Genomic DNA, 17,958 nt, shown 5'->3' on the forward strand with positions numbered 1-17,958 from the left:
CGCGGGCCTGACATCTGAGACCTCAAGACCGAGTCGACACCTGTGTCGACTTCCGTGACACAGAGCCGGGGCTGGGGCGAGGGGGACCTTCAGCACAACCTCCATCGACATCCTCACGAACCGAACAGCCATGGCCTCCGGCATGTCTCCGGCAGCCGACCACCGGGCCTGTTGCCGTGCCGTCGAGGCGGGCAGCCGCGCCGGTGGCCGCCACGGTCGGCCGTGGAGTTCGAATCAACTGTACTGACAACAGTCGATGTCGGCCTGCACCGGACCGTGCTAGAGAGACTCCACCTCGGCCTCCGCCAAGAAAAGGGCACCGTTCCTTCGGGGCGAACTCCCTCCGGGTGGCCATGGCTGAGGAGCTATCACCAGCACATCTCACACATGTCTAGGGGAAGAAGATGAGTCCCGCCGAAAACCGGGCCCCGTCGGTATCACCACTGGTCTTCAGACCTGCTGGGATACCCCTGCACGAAGACGACGCTCAGCCGACCACGGCCGAGCCCAACACTCCCAGGGCCGGTGTCCGTAAAGGGAACGCCTGTCGGTCGGACGGAAAGCTGAGCGCTGTCGTCGATCTGCTGGAAGCCCAGATCGACAGAGTGGCGGCCATCATGGTCCGCGCCTACCGGACGGAGATCGCCGCCTACGGCGAGATCACCGATGAATCACTGCTGCAAGACATACTTCACGTCTGCTCGGACACGGTCCGCTGCTGCCTTGAGGCCATGCGGCGCGGGCGGCTGCGCGAGGAGGAACTCATGTCACTGACGGAAGGAGCCAGGCGTCGTGCCGCACAGGGCATCAATCGCGAAGCGGTGCTACGCGCGTATCGCGTCGGGGCACGGGTGCTGTGTGAGGAGATAGTGAGCACGCTCGCGGCCGACAGCGCCGTCGGCGAGCGGGACATCGGAGCGGCGGCGGCATGGGTCCTGGAGTTCGCCGACCTGGTCTGCGTGGCGGCCGCTGCAGCCTACTCGGACGAGGTCGCGCGCATGGCCCGCGCCCCGGAGCGGTACCACCGTTCCCAGCTGCTCGACGCCGTACTCGCGGGCACCTGGACCGAGCGCCACCGGCAGACCGACACGTTCGCCGTCCCCCACTGTGTCGCCGTGGCGCAGATCCGGGCGACGGCGACCTTCGCCGACCTGGAGAGCATCGGGCGGGCCATGGTGAGCAAAGCGGGCGCGTCGTCGTGGACCGTACGGCATCGGACCGTCGTGGCGACGCTCGAAATACCCGACGGGACGAGCAGAGACCACCTCATCCGCCGGCTGAGGCCGCTAGTCACCGGTCAGGTGCTGGGCTTCGGACTGGGATACACGGCGGAAGGCGCCGCTCAGACGCGGCACAGTCACGCTGAAGCACTCGACGCGCTGCGCATCGGTATGGACACCGCGCCGCAACACGGCGCACAACCCGTGTACGACTACAACGCGCTGGCCCCGCTGATCGCCATGCTCGCCGAGCCGGACCGGGCACGGAGATTCGTCAGCGCCGCCCTGGAGCCGCTCTCGCCGATGATGGACCGTGACTGGGTACTGCCCACCATCGACGCGTACCTGTCGCGCTGGGGCCGGCTGAAAGAGGTCGCCTCCGCGCTGGGGGTGCATCAGAACACCGTGAAGTACCGGGTGGGCGAATTACGGCCGTTCGTCGATCTGACCACTGGCGGCGACCGGGCTGCGATGCTCCTGCTCGCGGTGCGTGTGCACGAGCACCTTGCCACCGTGCACGCCGAGCCCTCCTGCGGCGGGAGCGGGACGTCACCACTTCGCAACCCCGATCGATTAGCTTGAGCCCGGGGCGGAATCCCGGTAGCGGAGGAGAGCGGGCACCCAGAACACGCGAGTGCGCCTCTCCCGCTCGGTAAACGGGGCATGACCGCCCGGCGCATGACGGAAAACATCCTAAGAGAGCGTAGATACCATCCCGACCGACGACCATTCTTAATGGCCAGGTAAAAATTCACCCACGACGAAGGAAATCGCACCCCGTCCGCATTCCGCTCGGTCGCCCCCGGCCAGCGGCTTCCCGTGCGGCCACATCCCCCGAGAAGTACCGCGCGCCAACGACGACCTGACTGGCGAATAGAGCCAAGTTACCGTGGGATACTTTGGCCCGCTGCGACGAGGTGCGATCGTCACACCAGCCGATACTGTTACGGCTGCGGATATCGAATTCAGCAAACCTGTTCCAGCAGGCGGCACCCGACCGGCGTCGGCCCAGCCCCCGATTCCCCGGTCGCGCCGCCGAACCATTCGAAATCTCGAGAATCCGCACAGCAATCGCCGACCCCCCGGTGCCGCTTCGACGTGGCGCCACCACCTTGCTCTTTCCGCGATGACGTCGACACTCGCCGTCGACCCGACAGGCATCTGGAGAAAAATATGAAATTCTCAAAGATTCGCGATCATAGGACTCGATTGTTGACTTTCCGGCGTCCGCGACACAGATGAGAGTGCGGTGCCAACGCAGCACCGTGTCAGGGCGTACGAGCAGCCGTAATCTTCGCAGGACGTGCGGTGGCAGCCGGTGCGGCAGCGCCGCCAGGAATGCCCGATCGCCGGGCGTGAACCGGATCTTGTCCTTGCCGAGTTGGCGTGCGCAGGCAACGACGCCCGTTTCGCCCAGGTGCTGACCGATGCCATTACCTCGGTTTCTGGAAAGGCTTCCGACAAACTGCTCGCGGAGCTCGAGACGGACCTCAACTCGCGGCTGAGTGCCGAGGAGTACCAGAAGCAGGCCAAGGAATCCGCATGCACAGCTGGTGGCACCGAACTACCCGATGGCCATCGATCCGAATGTGAAGCGAGTTCGGCAAGAAGCTCAACGCCGCGATCGCCAAGGCGGTCGCGGTGTGCGCGTGCGGCGTCGAACTGGCCGACGTCTTAAAGTCGGTGGCTGGCCGCGAGGTGGACACGGACAATCCGGCGCTCCCCGACCTGGGCGTGATACTCAGCGGCGAAAGTGCCAAGTGGAGCTCGCAGGAGCCGTTCCACCCGAACACACGGGGCGGGGCATCAATGGCCGATCCCATCGGCAAGGCACTCGCCAAGAAGCTGGGGCTGAAGGAGCCTCCGGCGCGTGGCGACGAACTGACGCCATCCAAGAAACTGCGACCCGCGCGTGGCGGCGGGTATACGTCATCCACGCCAGACGCGGACTTCTCGTTTCGCCGTGAAGTCCGTGCGCCATCGGGCGATCAGCGGGGGCAGTTCGCGCAGCATGAATGCGTAGAAGTCCCCCATCTCCGCCAGTCGCCGACCGGCCGGGGTGGAAGGGCCGTCGGCCGCCGCGAGGCCCTGCTCGGCGACCTCGCTCATGGTGGACAGCAGCTGGTTCTGCTGTGACATGAGCCGAGCCCAGGCGCCATCCGGGAAGCGGTAGTGGTCCCGGCGGCTGCCCGGTGCCGGGACCCGCTCCAACAGGCCGCTCTGGGCGAGCTGTTTCACGGCGCCGGACACGGCGCCGGAGCTGATCTGCAGTTCCTCACACAGGTCGGCGGCGGTCATCGTCTCCTGCCGGCTGAAGAGCAGGGAGGTCATCACCCGCGCGGTGGCCTTCTGCATCCCGCCCTGGGCGAGGATCAGCGCCAGGTTCTCTGCCAGGTCCCGCAGCCGCTCGTTGTCGCTCATAGTGCTCAGAGTATTCAAAGTTCTCTGAAACTTACATATGATCGAGGCTGCGAGTGGAACTGACCATCGCGCCCGGAGCGCCGGATACGCCGAGCAGAAGGGCCCCCTTCATGCGCCGCATGAACGCCGCAGCCGCCGTCCACGGGATGTCGGGCGAGACCTGGAAGAGGCACGCCAACCCGTGGAGTGTGTGGACTCGTTTCGCTGCCATCCCGGCTTTCGAGCTGGCTGTGTGGAGTCGGCAATGGCTCGGCTGGTGGTGCCTGGCCGCCGTCGTCGCCGTCGTTGTCTGGCTCTGGCTCAACGTGCGGCTGTTCAAGCCGGTGGCGCCCATCAGCTGGGCCGCCAGGGGTATCTACGGTGAGCAGCTCCACGTCGACGGCAGGTTTCCGGCCGAGCACAGGAGGACCCTCAACTGGCTGATCGCATCCGGCCTGGCCGGGTTTGTGCTGATCGCCTGGGGGCTGATCGTCTTGCAGGTCTGGCCGCTCACACTGGGCACCGTCATGCTCGTGCTCGCCCAGTTGTGGCGGATCGACCGCTACGGCCTGCTGTTCCAGCAGCATCTGCGCGAGCGGGCCCCGGAGGACACGGCGTGCGGGAAACAATCCGACTGCCGATGAGTGGAGGCCCCGGCGCCGCGCCTGCCCAACAGCAGCACGACCGGTTCCGGGGCGCAGACCACGCTGCCATACAGCCATACAGCCGACGGTGCGACTCGTGCGCTGTCCGAGTCACACCTGCCGGAAGGGCACCCCCATCAGGTGGGCGGCCGCCTTGTAGTCGGCAGCGCGGTGGCCCGTGGACAGAGCCCAGTGGTGGCCGATGCCTGTCCCGCTCCAGGCGTCCACCCATTCGCCGGGGTCCTGGCCGAAGTCGACCCGGCTGGTGGTGTTGCCGATCTCCAGCAGGGGCCCGGGTACGGTCTCGCCCTCCGAGGCGACGAACGCCAAGGTGCCGTCCTGGTCCTGGCCGATACCGAAGGCGGTGACCGGGCCGTGTTTGACGTCGAACTCCACGGAGACACCCCATCCCCGTTTCCCGTGGTAGACACCCAGTCCCCGCAGCAGCGGATCCCGTGCGCTCACTGCCAGGTGCGCGGGACCGTCGTGGCCCATTTCGACCACGCGGTCGGTGAAGTTGAGCGCCTGGATCTCGGTGAACGAGCCTCCCGCCCCCAAGCTCTCGGACACCAGCTGCGCGACCGAAGTGCGCAGCTCGAATTCGCCGGCGGCCGGAATGCCGCGTGCGGTCAGAAGCGATGCTCCGAGGATCATTCCCGCGCCGAGTCGTTCGTGCTGCTCGCCGCCGAGTCCCCGGTGGTAGTAGGCGAGCGTGGTCAGCCCGAAGTCCTCGGCCAGCCGGTCGAGTCCGACGGAGACCCTGGCGCCCCAGGCGAAGTCCTCCGCCACCACGGAGTCGTCGAGGGTGAAGATCTCCCGGGCCAGGCCCATGCGCTCCTCGGCCTCCGCGTCCGTGACATCGGCGACCCGGACCCGCAGATCGTCGAACTCGAGAACCTCGACATGCGAACCGAACTGCGCGGACAGCGACGTCATGTCGGTCGAGACATCGAGCATCCCGGGGTACAGGTGGCCCATCAGGCCGTGGCGCGCGTGCCGCAGCGCCGCCCGGACCTTCGCCGCCGCGACCCACTGCTCGATGCGGCGCCAGGCGTTGGGATCACGCAGCCAGCCCGACACCGAACGGAACGGGATGCCCGCACGACGGAAGACATTGCCCACCTCGGGGACCGGGCACTGTCCGCAGTAGGCCAGCCACTCGCCCGTATCGAAGTTGGCGTGGTCCATCCGCTCCGTCGGCTGGAGATCGATCACCAGGACCGGAGTCCCCGAGCGCTGCGCGATCGGCAGGACCATTGACGATGTCAGATAGGTGGTGAGGAACACCACGATCAGGTCGCAGTCCGCTTGGCGCAGTCGTTCGGCGGCGGTTTCGGCCTCGCGGGCGTCCGATATGAAGCCGACGTCGGTCACTTCGGCGTCCAGCGCCTCGAACCGCTCGGTGACGTAGCGGGCCGACTCGCGCAACTTCGGGAGCAGGTCCGGGAACTGCGGCCAGTAGGCACCCAGGCCACCTGCCACCAGGCCGATCCGGGTCACCCTGCGCGGTACGGACGGAAGGAGCCGGCGCAAAGCTGCCAGCCGATCCGCCGCGTCTACGTCGGCGGCCGTGTCCGGCTCGGTCGTATCGGCCCTGGGGGCGGATTCCTTCGGAGTCATCGGGGCTGTGCCTTCTTTCTGCTGATGTGCGACTGCGATCCTTCGTGCTGGCTGTTGCGTGGGGGTGATCAGGCTCCGGTCTCAGTCCGGTGCCGGGACCAGCCGCGCTGCGACACCCGCGTCGGTCGGCGAGTCCGCGGGTACGACTGCGGCGGCGTTGGGGATCAGGACACGGGCGATGTAGCTGCCGACCAGCGTCGAGATCGCCGCACAGATGGTGATCGACCACAGGAGCAGCCCCGCGCTGTATTCGAGAAGCGCCGGTGTGAAGAACGCCGCGACGGCGAAGGCCGCCCGGGTCGGCCGAACAGGTCGGCGAGCCGGCCGCCGATCAGCGATCCGATGGCGATGCAGAAGGTGACGATGGCGCTCATCGCGCCGGCCATCCACACCCCCATCCCGAAGCTGTCCCGCCAGATGGCGAGGCTCACCGAGATGGCGATGAGCAGGCCTGAGTCCAGATATGAAGCCATGCCGGACAAGGTCGCAAGTTTCCAGTAGCGCCCTGGGACAGGGCGCTTGGCGGGCCGGAAGCCAGCGGGAATGCCGGTCATGTCACGCATCCTTCGTTGGGACGTGAACGCACGGGAGGGATGACGCTGAGCAATGGGAGTGACCATAGGGCGGGTTGGAACGTTTTTCAAGATGGTTGGAGTACATTCCGATTGCCCGATGAGACTGCATAGAAAGCGGGCAAAACGCGCACAGGAGGGGCGATCGAAAGCTGGTGCGGCCCGCCTTCGACGCGTACGGTGACGCTTATAAAAACGTTCTATATCGCGTTGGGCATCTGAAGTCGGCGAAAGGACCGCGGCACTGTGCTCTCCCGTACCCTCACCGAGTTGTTCCAGGACCCGCCCCGCGACTTCGGTCCCACCCCGCTGTGGTGGTGGTCGGGGGCCAAGGTCACCCGGGAGCGGCTCGAATGGCAGATGCGCAAGTTCGCCGCGGGCGGCATCCACAACCTTGTCGTGATCAACCTGGCCCCGGCAGGGCCCACGTTCGGCGCCCGAGCCGACGATCCGGCCTGGTTCAGCGAGGAGTGGTGGTCGCGCTTCACCGACGCCTGCGAGATAGCGCGACGGCTCGGCATGCGGCTGTGGTTCTACGACCAGGTGGGCTTCTCCGGCGCCAACGTCCAGGGCGGCATCACCCACCGGCACCCCGAGGCGGCCGGCCAGGCGCTGCGCTGCCGCGATGCGGTGATCACCGGCGGTCGCGTCGACCTGCTGAGCACGGAGACACTGATCGGCGCGTACGGGACGGACGGCAGCAGGCTGCACGTCCCGGACGCCCCCGATGGCACCGTCGTGCTGCTGGTCACCTCCGTCCCGACGGCTTTCGACTACCTGGACCCGCACGCCGTCGGTCTCCTGATGGACACCGTTCACGGCGAGTACGACCGCCGCGTTCCGCAGCATCTGGGCCATGTCATCGCCGGGAGTTTCCAGGACGAGCTGCCCGCCACCAACTCCTGGACGCCCCGCTTTCCGGAGGAGTTCAGGGCCCGCCGGGGCTACGACCTCCTCGACCATTTGCCCGCGCTGTTCCGGCACGGCGGGCGGCAGGCCGCCAAGGTGCGCACCGACTACTACGGCGTGCGCGCCGAACTCACCGAGGAGGCGCTCTTCAAACCGCTCGGCCAATGGCACGACAGCCGCGGGATGCTGCTGGGCGCCGACCAGAGCAACCCGGCGCGTGCGGGATACCCCACACAGTCCACCCAGCTCTACACGGACTACTTCCGCACTCACCGCTGGTACAGCGCCGCGGGCACCGACCACGAAGGGGACGCGAAGGTCCACTCGTCCATGGCCCATCTCTATGGCCATGAACGAGTGTGGATCGAGGCGTTCCACTCCTCCGGCTGGGGCGGGACGCTGGAGGACACGTACGACTGGCTGCTGCCCTTCCTGCGCAGCGGCGCCAATCTGTACAACCCGCACGCCAGTTACTTCAGCACTGCGGGCGGCTGGTTCGAATGGGCGCCGCCGTCCACCGACTGGCGTCAGCCGTACTGGAAGCAGTACCCGGCCTTTTCGCGGGCCGTCTCCCGCATCGCATCGATCATGTCGTGGGGAACGTACGACGCCGGCGTCGCGGTCCTGCACCCGACCACCACCGCGCAGGCGCTGCTGCCGCTGGACCTGCCCGTCGACCACTTCGGCGACGGGCAGGCCGGCGGAGCGCACCCGGAGCTGGACGAGACGCAGCGCCACTATCTCCAGCTGTGCGGCACCAACAACTGGTTCCACACCCGCATCGGTGAACTGGACCGGCAGCGGGTGGCCTTCGACGTCGTCGACGACGACTCCGTCCAGCGTGCCGACGTCGCGGACGGCACGCTGCAGGTGGCCGGGCTGCGGTTCTCCGCGGTCCTGCTACCGTCCGCGAGCGTGCTCGAAACCGCCACGGCACGGCAACTCATCAGGCTGCTCGACGCCGGCGGCCGGGTCGTGGTCGTCGGCCGGCTGCCTGCCTTCGCGGCGGGGGCCGACGGAGACGATTCCGTGGTCACCGCGGTGGCCACCCACCCACGTCTCGAGCGCGTCGCCGACCCCGAGTCCGGCGCCACGTCCGTGGCCCGCCGGTACGACTACGCCACCGGCGAAGTCCCGCTCTTGGTACGCCGCCGGGGAACCGAGGCCGTCGCCCTGGTCACGGGGGCGTTCCCGAACGCCGGCAGCCATCCGCTGCGCGACGCCACGACCCGGCGGTGGGAGGACTTCGACTTCGACCCGGCGCGCTATGCCGCGATGTCGTCGGTCGAGGTGAACGCCGTCGTGGCGGAGGCGGAGGTCTGGGACCCGGCCACCGGCGTACGCCAGACTGCCCGTGTCACGGTGTCCGGGCAGCGCTCCAGGATCGAGGTGCCGCTCAACGGCGCGCCCGCCGCGATCGTGGTCTGGCGGGAAGGCGAGGCACCGGCCTCAGTGCCCACGCCCGCATCGCCGGCTCCGGCCGTCGTCGCGACCGACATATCGACGGGGTGGCGCGGTCGACTCGTCGCCACCATGGACAACACCTGGGGAGACCTGGCGCTGCCCGCCGCGTCGTCAGTCGAGGACCTGCAGGTCTGGAACTTCCGCTGGTCCGAGGGGCCGGCCGGCCACCCGGAGCAGACGGTGCGAGCGACCTACGGCAACCGCGTCCGGGTACTCTCCCCGGTCCCGGTCGCGCAGGCACCGGACCCGCTGGACCGCGACACCGTCGCCCGCGTCCTCGCCGGGCAGGAGCCGCTGGCCGACGACGCGGCCGGATGGGAGGTCTCGCTCCACTCCGCCGGCCGGGGCGTGGCTGATCCCGGGTACGGCACACTCGGCCACAAGGGGCTCATCGGCGAGGAGTTCGTACGCGTGCGCATGCCGGCGGACGGCACGGTCGCCCGGGTCCGGGCCATCGTCGAGACGGACCGGCTCGGCGCCGCCGACCTGCACGTCGGCGCCGCGGCCGGCAAGCGCCTGTGGTGGAACGGCCTGGAACTCCCCACCGGCGGCGGCTACTTGGCCACGGTCCGCGTCGACGTCGACCAGCCGCTGAACGTCATCGAATACCAGCTCTTCGATGCCGACGTCCGCACCGGACTCGCCGCGGACGAAGCCGCCGAACCGCTCGGCAGCTACTTCTGCCTGACCCTGCCCGGCGAATTCTCCCCCCGGCCCCAGTTCATGCGCCTGCCGGATACGGTACGGCCGTCGGGCCGGACCACCTACCGGGCCCGCGTGCGCCTCGACGACGATGCCGCCGAGGCCGTCCTCGTCGTCGGCGCGGCCACCGGTGTCACCGTGTTGCTGGACGGCGCCGCCGTGGCCCGGCAGGAGAAGGTCGAGTACTACGAGTCGGCCTGGGGCGCGACCCCGATGTTCTTCCGCCACGCATTGCACCTGACGGCGGGCGAGCACCTCCTGGAGCTGGTCGCCGACAGTACCCACGGCGAGGACGTGCTCTACGCCGACCTGGTCGCCCGTACGCACTCCGCGGTCGTCACCGTCGTCAGCGGTCCGGGCTGGGAAGTCGAAACGGGCGACTGGCGGGGAGCGGCGATCGAACACCGGGGCCGCTGGACCGAGTTGCAGCCCTGCCACGCCGCCACCCGGCCGCACCCACTGCACGACACCGCGTGGCTGCACGGCGCCCCGGCCCTCGGCGCGACCGTGGACGCGATGCGTACCACCGACGACGCCGTGCCGGCGCCACAACGCCTGCGGGCCACACTCCCCGCCGGCGCGGTCGCGGTGCGTCTGCCCCTGCGGCTCGCCGCCACAGCGAGGCTGGACGGCGCCGAGCGGCGGCTCGACGGCACCGCGCTCCACCTGGACCAGCCGCTGCGGGCGCCCGCGGAACTGGAGATCGTCACCGAGCCCACAGCTACGCTCCGCGGCGGCAGCGCCCTGTCCGGACCGGTCACCGTCCGCGTCGCCGAGGCCCCCGTCCCGCTGGCCGACTGGCACGGCATCGGACTCGCCGGATGGAGCGGAGGGCTGCGCTACTCCCGTACGGTGACGATCCCGCCCGGTTCCGGCCCAGGGGTGACGCCCGTGCTCGACCTGGGGCGGGTACGCGGCTCCGTCGAGGTGGCTGTCGACGGCGAGCAGGCGGGCGAGGCCTTCTGTGCCCCGTACCGTTTCCCGTTGCCGGGTACGGCCGGCCGCACGGTGCGCATCGACGTGACGGTGTACAACACGCTGGCCCCGTACTTCAGCGAGGCCACCCCCACCGCCTGGACCTTTCCCTCGCAACTGGTCTCGGGGCTGCTGGGCCCCGTCACTATCATGACCCCACCGCCGCTGGCGGGGACTGCACAGGCCACCGAGGCCGAGGCGATCGGAGGATGAGGGGCGCGTGACAACCAGCGGACTCCCCGCGCGTATCCAGGATGTCGCGGCCGCGGCAGGCGTCTCCGTGTCCACGGTCTCCAACGTCCTCAACCGCCCCGAGCGCGTCAACGCCCGCACCGCCGACCGGGTTCGGTCCGTGATCGCCGCCCTCGACTATGTGCCGCATCCGGGCGCGGCCGGCCTGCGCAGCGGCCGCGCGTCGTCGATCGGGCTCGTCCTACCGGACATCGTCAACTCCTTCTACGCCCGCATCGCCCGGGGGGCGGCCGAGGCCGCCTACGAGCACGGCTTCTCACTCGTCCTGTGCGACAGCGGCGATCACCCCGACCGGGAGCGCGAGTACTTCGACATGCTCGCCGAACAGCGCGCGGTCGGCGTCGTCGTCGCCCCCCTCGGCGCCGACCCGGACCGCCTGACCAGGCTGCGCCGACGCGGCATCCCGCTGGTCCTGACCGACCGGAAGATGCCACCGCAGGAGGGTTGCTCGGTCGCCGTCGACGACGTCACCGGCGGCCGTCTGGCGGTGGAGCACCTGCTGGACAGCGGTGCGCGGCAGGTGCTCGTCGTCAACGGCGGCCCCGGGATCAGGCAGTGCGCCGACCGGTACCAGGGGGCCCGCCAGGCGATCCGCAGCCGTCGCGGTGCCCGGCTCGACCAAGTCGTCGCCGGGCAGATGACGGTCGCCGCGGGCGCCGCCGTCGCCCGCGACCTGAGCACCCTCCCCGACGCGGTGTTCTGCACGAACGACTTCCTCGCGGTGGGCATGTGCCAAGGGCTGACGGAACGTGGCGTCCGCATCCCCGGCGACACTCAGGTGGTCGGTTACGGCGATCTGGACGTCGCGACCCTGGCAGCCACTCCCCTGACCACCGTCCAGCAGCCGGTGGAGGACCTGGGCCGTACGGCGGTACAACTCCTCATGGACGAGGTCGAAGCCAGCGACGAACACGTCCACGAGACCCGAGTCTTCGGCCCCCGGCTCGTTCCACGGGACTCGACCCGGGTCGCGTGATCGTGGAACGTGCCGCGGCACGCCCAGCGCAAGTCTGTCGTCACCGCCGAAGACCGCGGAGGGCCGTTGCCGCAGCCCCAGCACGTGGCGGGCGTTCCGGCCGTCCGCGGGGCCGTGGCCACGCCCTGGGCACAACGACGGCTCCGCCGGGTGTCCGGTCCGTCCACGTACATGAAGCTGAATACACCGGCTTCTCGAGCGACGTCTTTGATGCTCACCTTGCGCCGCATGGTCACGCTCTCCTCAAGCACCCGGTAATCCGGGGAGCGAGGCTGACGACGCATGCGTCAGCCTCGCCTGGCCCTTCGGAGGACTGCGAGGGCAGGTGTCAGACGCCGGGTGAGGTCACTGACGGTGACCGGCCCCCGGATCCGAAACGGTGATGCGCCGCCTCAGCGGCTGGTGCCGAACACCCTGCGGATCTGCTCCAGATGCCCGTATCCGTAGATGGTGTCGGGCTCGAGGTAGGTGCCCTCCGTCCATTCGTTCCACGCGTTGATGGTCACGAGTGGGGTCCGGGTCTTCTCGACGTACGTGCGCGCCTTCTCGAGCGCCTGCCCGAAGTGTTCGGGCGTGCAGTCCGAGATGATGTTGGTGTGGGGATAGCCGAGGCCGGGGTTGTACCTGTCGGACTGGACCGTCCGCGGTGACGGGTCCCACCCGACGGTCACATTGGGATAGTAGGGCTGCTCGAACCTGGCCGCGAGATCCTCCCAGCCCTTCTCCGCCTGTTCCAGGACGTCGGGGTACGGGGTGAGAAGCGTGGGCAGCGGGTGGTGGTGTGCCCACACATAGGACGTCACGCTGTCGAATCCGAGTCGGCTCACCAGCACGGCTTCGTCGAGCGCCACACCGTCCTGGGGCAGCACCGGCTGATCGCGGGTGATGGCGTTGAGGTGAACGTCACCGTGGCCCGCACGGGCGGCACGCGAGCGCAGATCGTCAAGCGCGGTCCTCGTCGATTCGATTCCGCCGAGCCCGTCGACGAGGGTGGGCAGGTCGTAGATCGACAGGTAGGGGCGGTCGCCGAGCCGCAGGTACGCCGGGTGATGGAAGTACCTCTCCAGCAAGTACTCCGTGGCGGCCCGGAATTGGGCGGCATCGACACTTCCCGACTCGAGTTCGGTGGCCTCGGTCCCGGACTTCCACGGGTGGATGTTGGTCCAATGATGGTTCGCCCACATGACGGCGAACTTCATGTCGTGATCGGCCGCGATGGGCATGAACGCCGTTTCAAGCGGGCGCTCCAGGTAGGGGCGCCCGCTGTACCAGTACCAATCGAAGATGAAGGCATCGACCCCGTGCTCGGTGGCCATCTCGATCTTGCGGGCCATCACCGCCGGATCGGCTTCGTCCTCGCAGCCGTGGAGCGGAACGCGCGGCTGCTCATGGCCCTCGAAGCGCGGGCCGGCCTTCTTCAGCACCTCCCACTCGGTCCATCCTTCACCGTGCCACCGCTCATTGCGGGGGTCGACGTGGTAGTTCGGGAAGTAGTACGCCGCTACCGTCACTTCACGCCTGTTCACGTCGGCACCTCAAATTCTCCGAGGTGGCCGGGGAGTTGAATGCGAATCGTTGATCAATCACAACTGCGACTGTATGGAAGAAGCGGCATTCACGCTGCGGGCTGGATTGAGGAAAAGTAGGGCAGAGTTGACCAACGGGGAGTCCCGTGGGACACATCCGGCTAGACCCACCCCCGGCCTTCCGTCCAGGTTCCCACCAGCGGTTACTCACTCCGAGAGTCCAATAGACATCAGTCACTGGTCACCTCCGCGCAATTGAGGCCCGAGATGTGCCAACGATGATGCCCTGACCCGACCGTCTCCGGTGACCGTCCAGGAAGATCCACGATGGCGGTGACGCCGGCCGGCACGGTGAGATGGACGGAGAAGGTGTCCGCCTCGCGTAGCCAGCTGACTTCGGCCCGCCCATACGGCGTGTCCTTCGCCGCCGACGCGTGGGTGAGGCCGCCACCAGGCCGGGGGCGAACGAGGAGCCGGCGGTATCCGGGTTCGGCGGGGGCCATCCCCGCGACGACGCGATGCAGCCAGTCGGCGACCGCGCCCAGGGCGTAGTGGTTGAAGGACGTCATGTCACCCGGGTTGACATTTCCATCCGGGAGAAGGCTGTCCCAGCGCTCCCATATCGTTGTCGCACCCTGGGTTACCGGATAGAGCCAGGACGGGCACGTCCGCTTCAGAAGCAGGGCGTACGCGGTGTCGATATGCCCAGAGTCGGTGAGGGCGTCACAGATGACCGGGGTACCGACGAAGCCGGTGGCAATATGAAAGTCGGCCTCCTCTACCAATGTGGCCAGACGCCGAGCCGCGGCGTCGCGCTGCGCAGGGGTGGGAAAGAGGCCGAAGTGGAGCGCGACGGCGTAGGAGGACTGGGCGTCGTCGTCAAACAATCCAGACGGAAGAATCCACTTCTGCGCAAACGCGTCCCTGATGGCTCGCGCGAGTTCTTCGTAATGCCGGTGATCCGCGGAATATCCCAGAGTGCGGGCCATCCAGGCCAGAACCGTGGTCGACCGAGCACGGTATGCGGTTGCGATCAGGTACGGATCGGCCTTGTTGGCGGTGGGATCGTCCGGCGGCGCGGATGGATCGAGCCAGTCACCGAACTGGAACCCTGTGTCCCACACGTGGTCGTCACCCGCATGGGCGGTCATGCAGTCGACCCATGCCTTCGCGCTCGGATATTGCGCCCGCAACACCTCTACGTCCCCGTATTGCCGGTACAGCTCCCACGGTGTGAGAACGGCGACGTCGCCCCAGGCCGCCGTCGGCGTGAGGGTCTCAAGTTCCAGAGGTGGTGCCGAAATCGCGGGAACGAAGTAGGGCACGCAGCCATTGGGCAGCTGGTCGGCGGCCAGGTCGCGCAACCACGAGGCCAGCATGCCCGCGCAGTCGTACAGAAATGACGCGGTCGGCGCGAAGATCTGGACGTCGCCGGTCCAGCCCAGCCGCTCATCGCGCTGGGGACAGTCGGTGGGAACATCGAGGAAGTTGCCGCGCATGCTCCACACCACGTTCTCGTGCAGGCGCTGGATATGCGGATCCGAGCAGGCGAAGGTGCCCGTCCTCAGCATATCGGTGTGGTAGACGCGGGCCACTACCCGAACGTCGTCAACGTCTCCGCTGACCTCGGCGTATCGGAATCCATGGAAGGTAAATCGCGGTTCCCAGTTCTCCTGGCCGTCGCCGCGCAGGACGTACTCATCGGTCGCCCGCGCCTGGCGCAGAGGCCGGACACAGAGTTCGCCGTCCTGCAGCACCTCGGCATGGCGGAGCCGAACCACCGCGCCTGGCGGGCCTTCCGCCCATACCTGAAGGCGGCCGACCAGGTTCTGTCCGAAGTCGACGATCCTCCTACCCGACGGTGAGGTGGTCTCGGCGACCGGCTCCAGCTCCTGGGTACAGCGGACCGGCGGCCCCGAGGGGGCCACCAGCGTTGTCCTGTCGTGGGCCATCAACTGGACCGGCAGCCAATCGCCGGCGTCGAGGCCAGGGGCGGACCAGCCAGGACGTTCACGCCGCGCGTCGTGGTGTTCACCGTCGTACAGGCTCGCACGCTGGATGGGACCTGCCGCGGTGCGCCAGTTCTCGTCCGTGCGGACGACCTCAGCGGATCCATCAGCGTACTGAATCTCCAACTGGACCAGCAGCCCTCTTCGGTCACCGTAGATGTGGCGTGTGCCGCCGTTGAACCCGAGGCGCCCCCGGAACCACCCGTCGGCCAGCCAGGCCCCCAGCGTGTTGGAGCCGGGGTTCAGCGCCTCCGTCACGTCGTATGTCTGGTAGCGGAGCCGGTGGTGGTAGCTGGTCCAACCGGGTGCGAGCGCGATGTCGCCGACGCGGACACCGTTGAGTTCAAGTTCGTAGAGTCCCCATGCCGTGGCGTAGAGCCTTGCTCGACGTACTGCTCCTCCGACCGAAAAGTCTCTGCGCAGGAGCGGCACGCTCTCGCCCGCGGCAGGCATGCCAGGCGTGTCAGGCGTGATGAAGCTCGCCGTCCAGTCCGATGGCTCCAGAAGGCCTGTCTCCAGCGTCAGCGCCGGACTCCAGTCGGAGGCGTGCGCGCTCCCCGATCCCCAGACCCGCACGCGGATCTGCCGCCGACTGCGTGACCCGAGTTCGCGGTGGGGCCAGGGGACCAGCACACTGTCCTCGGAGTCGATCCGCCCGCTGGACACGACATCTCCGAACTCGGGGTCCGCACACTCGATCTCGTAGGCGCCCTGCTGCCAGCCGGCAGGCACGTCGAGTACCACCCAGGACAGCCGCGGGCGAGCTTCACCGATGCCCAGGGCTTCCCGGTGGTGTTCAGCACGTGGCTCAGCCACTCGGGGGAGCTTGTCTCCGTGGTGCGGCACGCGGTCTCCTCAGACCATCCGGGGTGAGCCGGCGCGGGCCACCCGTGTTCAGACGTTCACCCATCCAGCCGCACCGAGCCGGACGACGTCTCAGCCGGCTTCGGTGCGCATCAGACTACTTCGTCGTACCCGCCGCATATTCGGACTCGTATTCCGAAGCGATCTTGTCGCCGCCCCCGGACTTCCACTCGCTCACCGCGGTGTCCCACGAATTGACGGATTGACGCCCGGTGATGATGCCGATGATCGCGTCGTCCACGGACTGGCTCAGCGTGGCGCCCGCGGTGCTCAGAGTATTGGAGCGGAGACCGGTCGCCGGATTGTCGATCAACTTGGGGCAGGTCTGACGCTGCCACTCGTAGGCCGCCTTGATCTCTTCCTGCGCATTGGGTACATACAGCACCTGGGGTGCGCTGCACATGAAATAGAACGGCAGATTGACGACGTTCTCGGTCCTGCCACGGGCCGTCGGCATCGGGTCGCCGTTCTTGTTGTAGGTGAAGTGCACGCCCTCCACGCCATACATAAGGAGTTGGTACTCCTCGGTCCCGAAAGGTGAGGCCAGGAAATCCAGCACCTTCAGAACCATCTTGATCTTCGCCTTCGACAGCTTCTTGTTGATGACGGTGTACCCGGCATACCCCGGTCCCGCCCACGGAGTGGCGTCAACTCCGTTCGCGGAGTAGGAGATCATCGGGGTCGCCTTGAAACCCCGCACCTGACTGAGCGTTGTCGGGAGGGCACCGAAGCTGTCCGTGTAGGACTGCACAGTTCCGTTGTAGAACTGCGTCTTGAGGTCGACTGTCGCAGTCGAGGCGGAGTCGGGGTAGTACTGCCTCCGCTTCCACAAGGTGTGCAGATACGCCAGCGTCTCCTTGAAGCGAGGGCTCTCGTAATAGGTACTGAACTTTCCGTTCGATACCGACCAGGTGTTCGGCACTCCGTGGAACTGTGCGTGGGCACCGAACCAGTTCAGTGCGTTGTCCTTCGCCGCGCCGATCCCGTACTTCCTGCCGTGGGTGAGTTCCTGGAGCAGGCGCGTGAAGTCCTCGCGGCTGTACCCGCTGTCGTCGGGGCGGAAGCCGTGCTTCTCGAAGTTGGTGCCGTTGATCCACAGGGCCAATCCCGGTCTGGCTCGCTGAATGGGGACACCGTAGATGCCGCCGTGGAAGCGACCTGCCGCCCGCCAGGAACCGGTCGGAATATTCGCGAGGTTGGGGTAGTCCTTGACGGCGTCACCGGAGACGAATTCCGAGATGTTGGCCATTGTCTTGAGGACAAAAGGTGCCTCGTGCGGGAGCGTGGCCCCGCCGGCCAGGTTCAGGATGTCCGGGAGATCACCGCTGGCCATCAAGGTGGCCATCTTTGCCGTAAAGTCCGCGGCCGGCACCGAGGCGAAGTCGATCTTCACGCCGAGAGCCTTCTCCATGGCCTGCCAGTACTTGTTCTGCCCACGAGGGGTGGGTGCGGTGCCATAGGTGATGGTCATGACCTTGAGCGTGGAGCCGTCGCCGGGAGTCTCAGAGGTTCCCTTGGTGAGCTCGGAGGGGTATTTCAGGTAGGTGTCCTGGATGCCGGTGACGGCGTCGCCCTTGAGGTCCGGGGTGACGGTGGCCTTCGCCACGTACGTCGGCCACGGCGCCAGTTCCGCCCCCGCGTTGGCGGCGTTGCCCGAAGAGCTGGAGGTACTGCAGGAGCTCAGCAAGGGAGGTGCGGCGATGGCGGCGGAGGCGATGCCGATGGAGCGCAACACGGAACGGCGGGAGGGGGTGTGCATGGTCGTACGTTCCCTTCAAGAAGAGTGCTTGACGCCTATGGCCCATGTCTCGAGCCGAGTGACGGG

The 17,958-nt window shown here is 67.7% G+C and carries 10 protein-coding genes; 4 read left to right on the plus strand and 6 right to left on the minus strand.

The genetic code is table 11. The features are described 5' to 3' along the window. The first annotated feature begins 404 nt into the window (after window positions 1-404). Window positions 405-1,802: a PucR family transcriptional regulator gene (locus NP777_RS00175; protein WP_256647903.1), complete on the plus strand. Its 1,398-nt coding sequence runs from the start codon at window positions 405-407 to the stop codon at window positions 1,800-1,802. Window positions 1,803-3,149: 1,347 nt separating this feature from the next. Here the strand turns inward: NP777_RS00175 and NP777_RS00180 are convergent. Beyond that, complete coding sequence (locus tag NP777_RS00180) at window positions 3,150-3,641, minus strand: GbsR/MarR family transcriptional regulator (RefSeq protein WP_256647904.1); 492 nt, start codon at window positions 3,639-3,641, stop codon at window positions 3,150-3,152. Window positions 3,642-3,760: 119 nt separating this feature from the next. Here NP777_RS00180 and NP777_RS00185 point away from each other — a divergent pair, with 119 nt between their 5' ends. Then, window positions 3,761-4,264 carry a DUF6653 family protein gene (locus NP777_RS00185; protein ID WP_256647905.1) on the plus strand — a complete coding sequence of 168 codons (504 nt, stop codon included), beginning with the start codon at window positions 3,761-3,763 and terminating at the stop codon, window positions 4,262-4,264. 111 nt (window positions 4,265-4,375) lie between these two features. Here NP777_RS00185 and NP777_RS00190 read toward each other — a convergent pair whose 3' ends face one another. Then, window positions 4,376-5,884, minus strand: a complete 1,509-nt coding sequence (locus tag NP777_RS00190) for an L-fucose/L-arabinose isomerase family protein (RefSeq protein ID WP_256647906.1) — start codon at window positions 5,882-5,884, stop codon at window positions 4,376-4,378. 164 nt (window positions 5,885-6,048) lie between these two features. Then, window positions 6,049-6,438 (minus strand): hypothetical protein, encoded by a 390-nt coding sequence (locus NP777_RS00195; RefSeq protein ID WP_308404985.1) that lies wholly within the window; start codon window positions 6,436-6,438, stop codon window positions 6,049-6,051. A gap of 264 nt (window positions 6,439-6,702) precedes the next feature. Between NP777_RS00195 and NP777_RS00200 the strand changes: the two genes are divergently transcribed. Then, entirely contained in the window at window positions 6,703-10,719 is a 4,017-nt protein-coding gene (locus tag NP777_RS00200; RefSeq protein WP_256647907.1) for a glycosyl hydrolase, read from the plus strand. A 7-nt stretch (window positions 10,720-10,726) separates the two neighbouring features. Further along, window positions 10,727-11,734, plus strand: a complete 1,008-nt coding sequence (locus tag NP777_RS00205; protein WP_256647908.1) for a LacI family DNA-binding transcriptional regulator — start codon at window positions 10,727-10,729, stop codon at window positions 11,732-11,734. A gap of 392 nt (window positions 11,735-12,126) precedes the next feature. Here the strand turns inward: NP777_RS00205 and NP777_RS00210 are convergent, their stop codons facing one another. The 3 genes from NP777_RS00210 to NP777_RS00220 form a co-directional block, all read right to left on the minus strand. Next, window positions 12,127-13,260, minus strand: coding sequence for a glycosyltransferase WbsX family protein (locus NP777_RS00210; protein WP_256647909.1), 1,134 nt, complete (start codon window positions 13,258-13,260; stop codon window positions 12,127-12,129). 230 nt (window positions 13,261-13,490) lie between these two features. Further along, window positions 13,491-16,085, minus strand: a complete 2,595-nt coding sequence (locus NP777_RS00215) for a glycoside hydrolase family 78 protein (protein ID WP_256647910.1) — start codon at window positions 16,083-16,085, stop codon at window positions 13,491-13,493. Window positions 16,086-16,230: 145 nt separating this feature from the next. Next, window positions 16,231-17,892 (minus strand): extracellular solute-binding protein, encoded by a 1,662-nt coding sequence (locus NP777_RS00220; protein ID WP_256647911.1) that lies wholly within the window; start codon window positions 17,890-17,892, stop codon window positions 16,231-16,233. Window positions 17,893-17,958 lie beyond the last annotated feature (66 nt).

Source organism: Streptomyces rugosispiralis (assembly GCF_024505145.1).
GTDB classification, from domain to species: Bacteria; Actinomycetota; Actinomycetes; order Streptomycetales; family Streptomycetaceae; genus Streptomyces; species Streptomyces rugosispiralis.

Excerpts from the sequence above, each read along its gene's own strand:
- NP777_RS00175 (WP_256647903.1), top strand. The coding sequence starts at position 405 with ATGAGTCCCGCCGAAAACCGGGCCCCGTCGGTATCACCACTGGTCTTC.
- NP777_RS00195 (WP_308404985.1), bottom strand. The coding sequence starts at position 6,438 with ATGACCGGCATTCCCGCTGGCTTCCGGCCCGCCAAGCGCCCTGTCCCA.
- NP777_RS00185 (WP_256647905.1), top strand. The coding sequence starts at position 3,761 with ATGAACGCCGCAGCCGCCGTCCACGGGATGTCGGGCGAGACCTGGAAG.
- NP777_RS00190 (WP_256647906.1), bottom strand. The coding sequence starts at position 5,884 with ATGACTCCGAAGGAATCCGCCCCCAGGGCCGATACGACCGAGCCGGAC.
- NP777_RS00220 (WP_256647911.1), bottom strand. The coding sequence starts at position 17,892 with ATGCACACCCCCTCCCGCCGTTCCGTGTTGCGCTCCATCGGCATCGCC.
- NP777_RS00180 (WP_256647904.1), bottom strand. The coding sequence starts at position 3,641 with ATGAGCGACAACGAGCGGCTGCGGGACCTGGCAGAGAACCTGGCGCTG.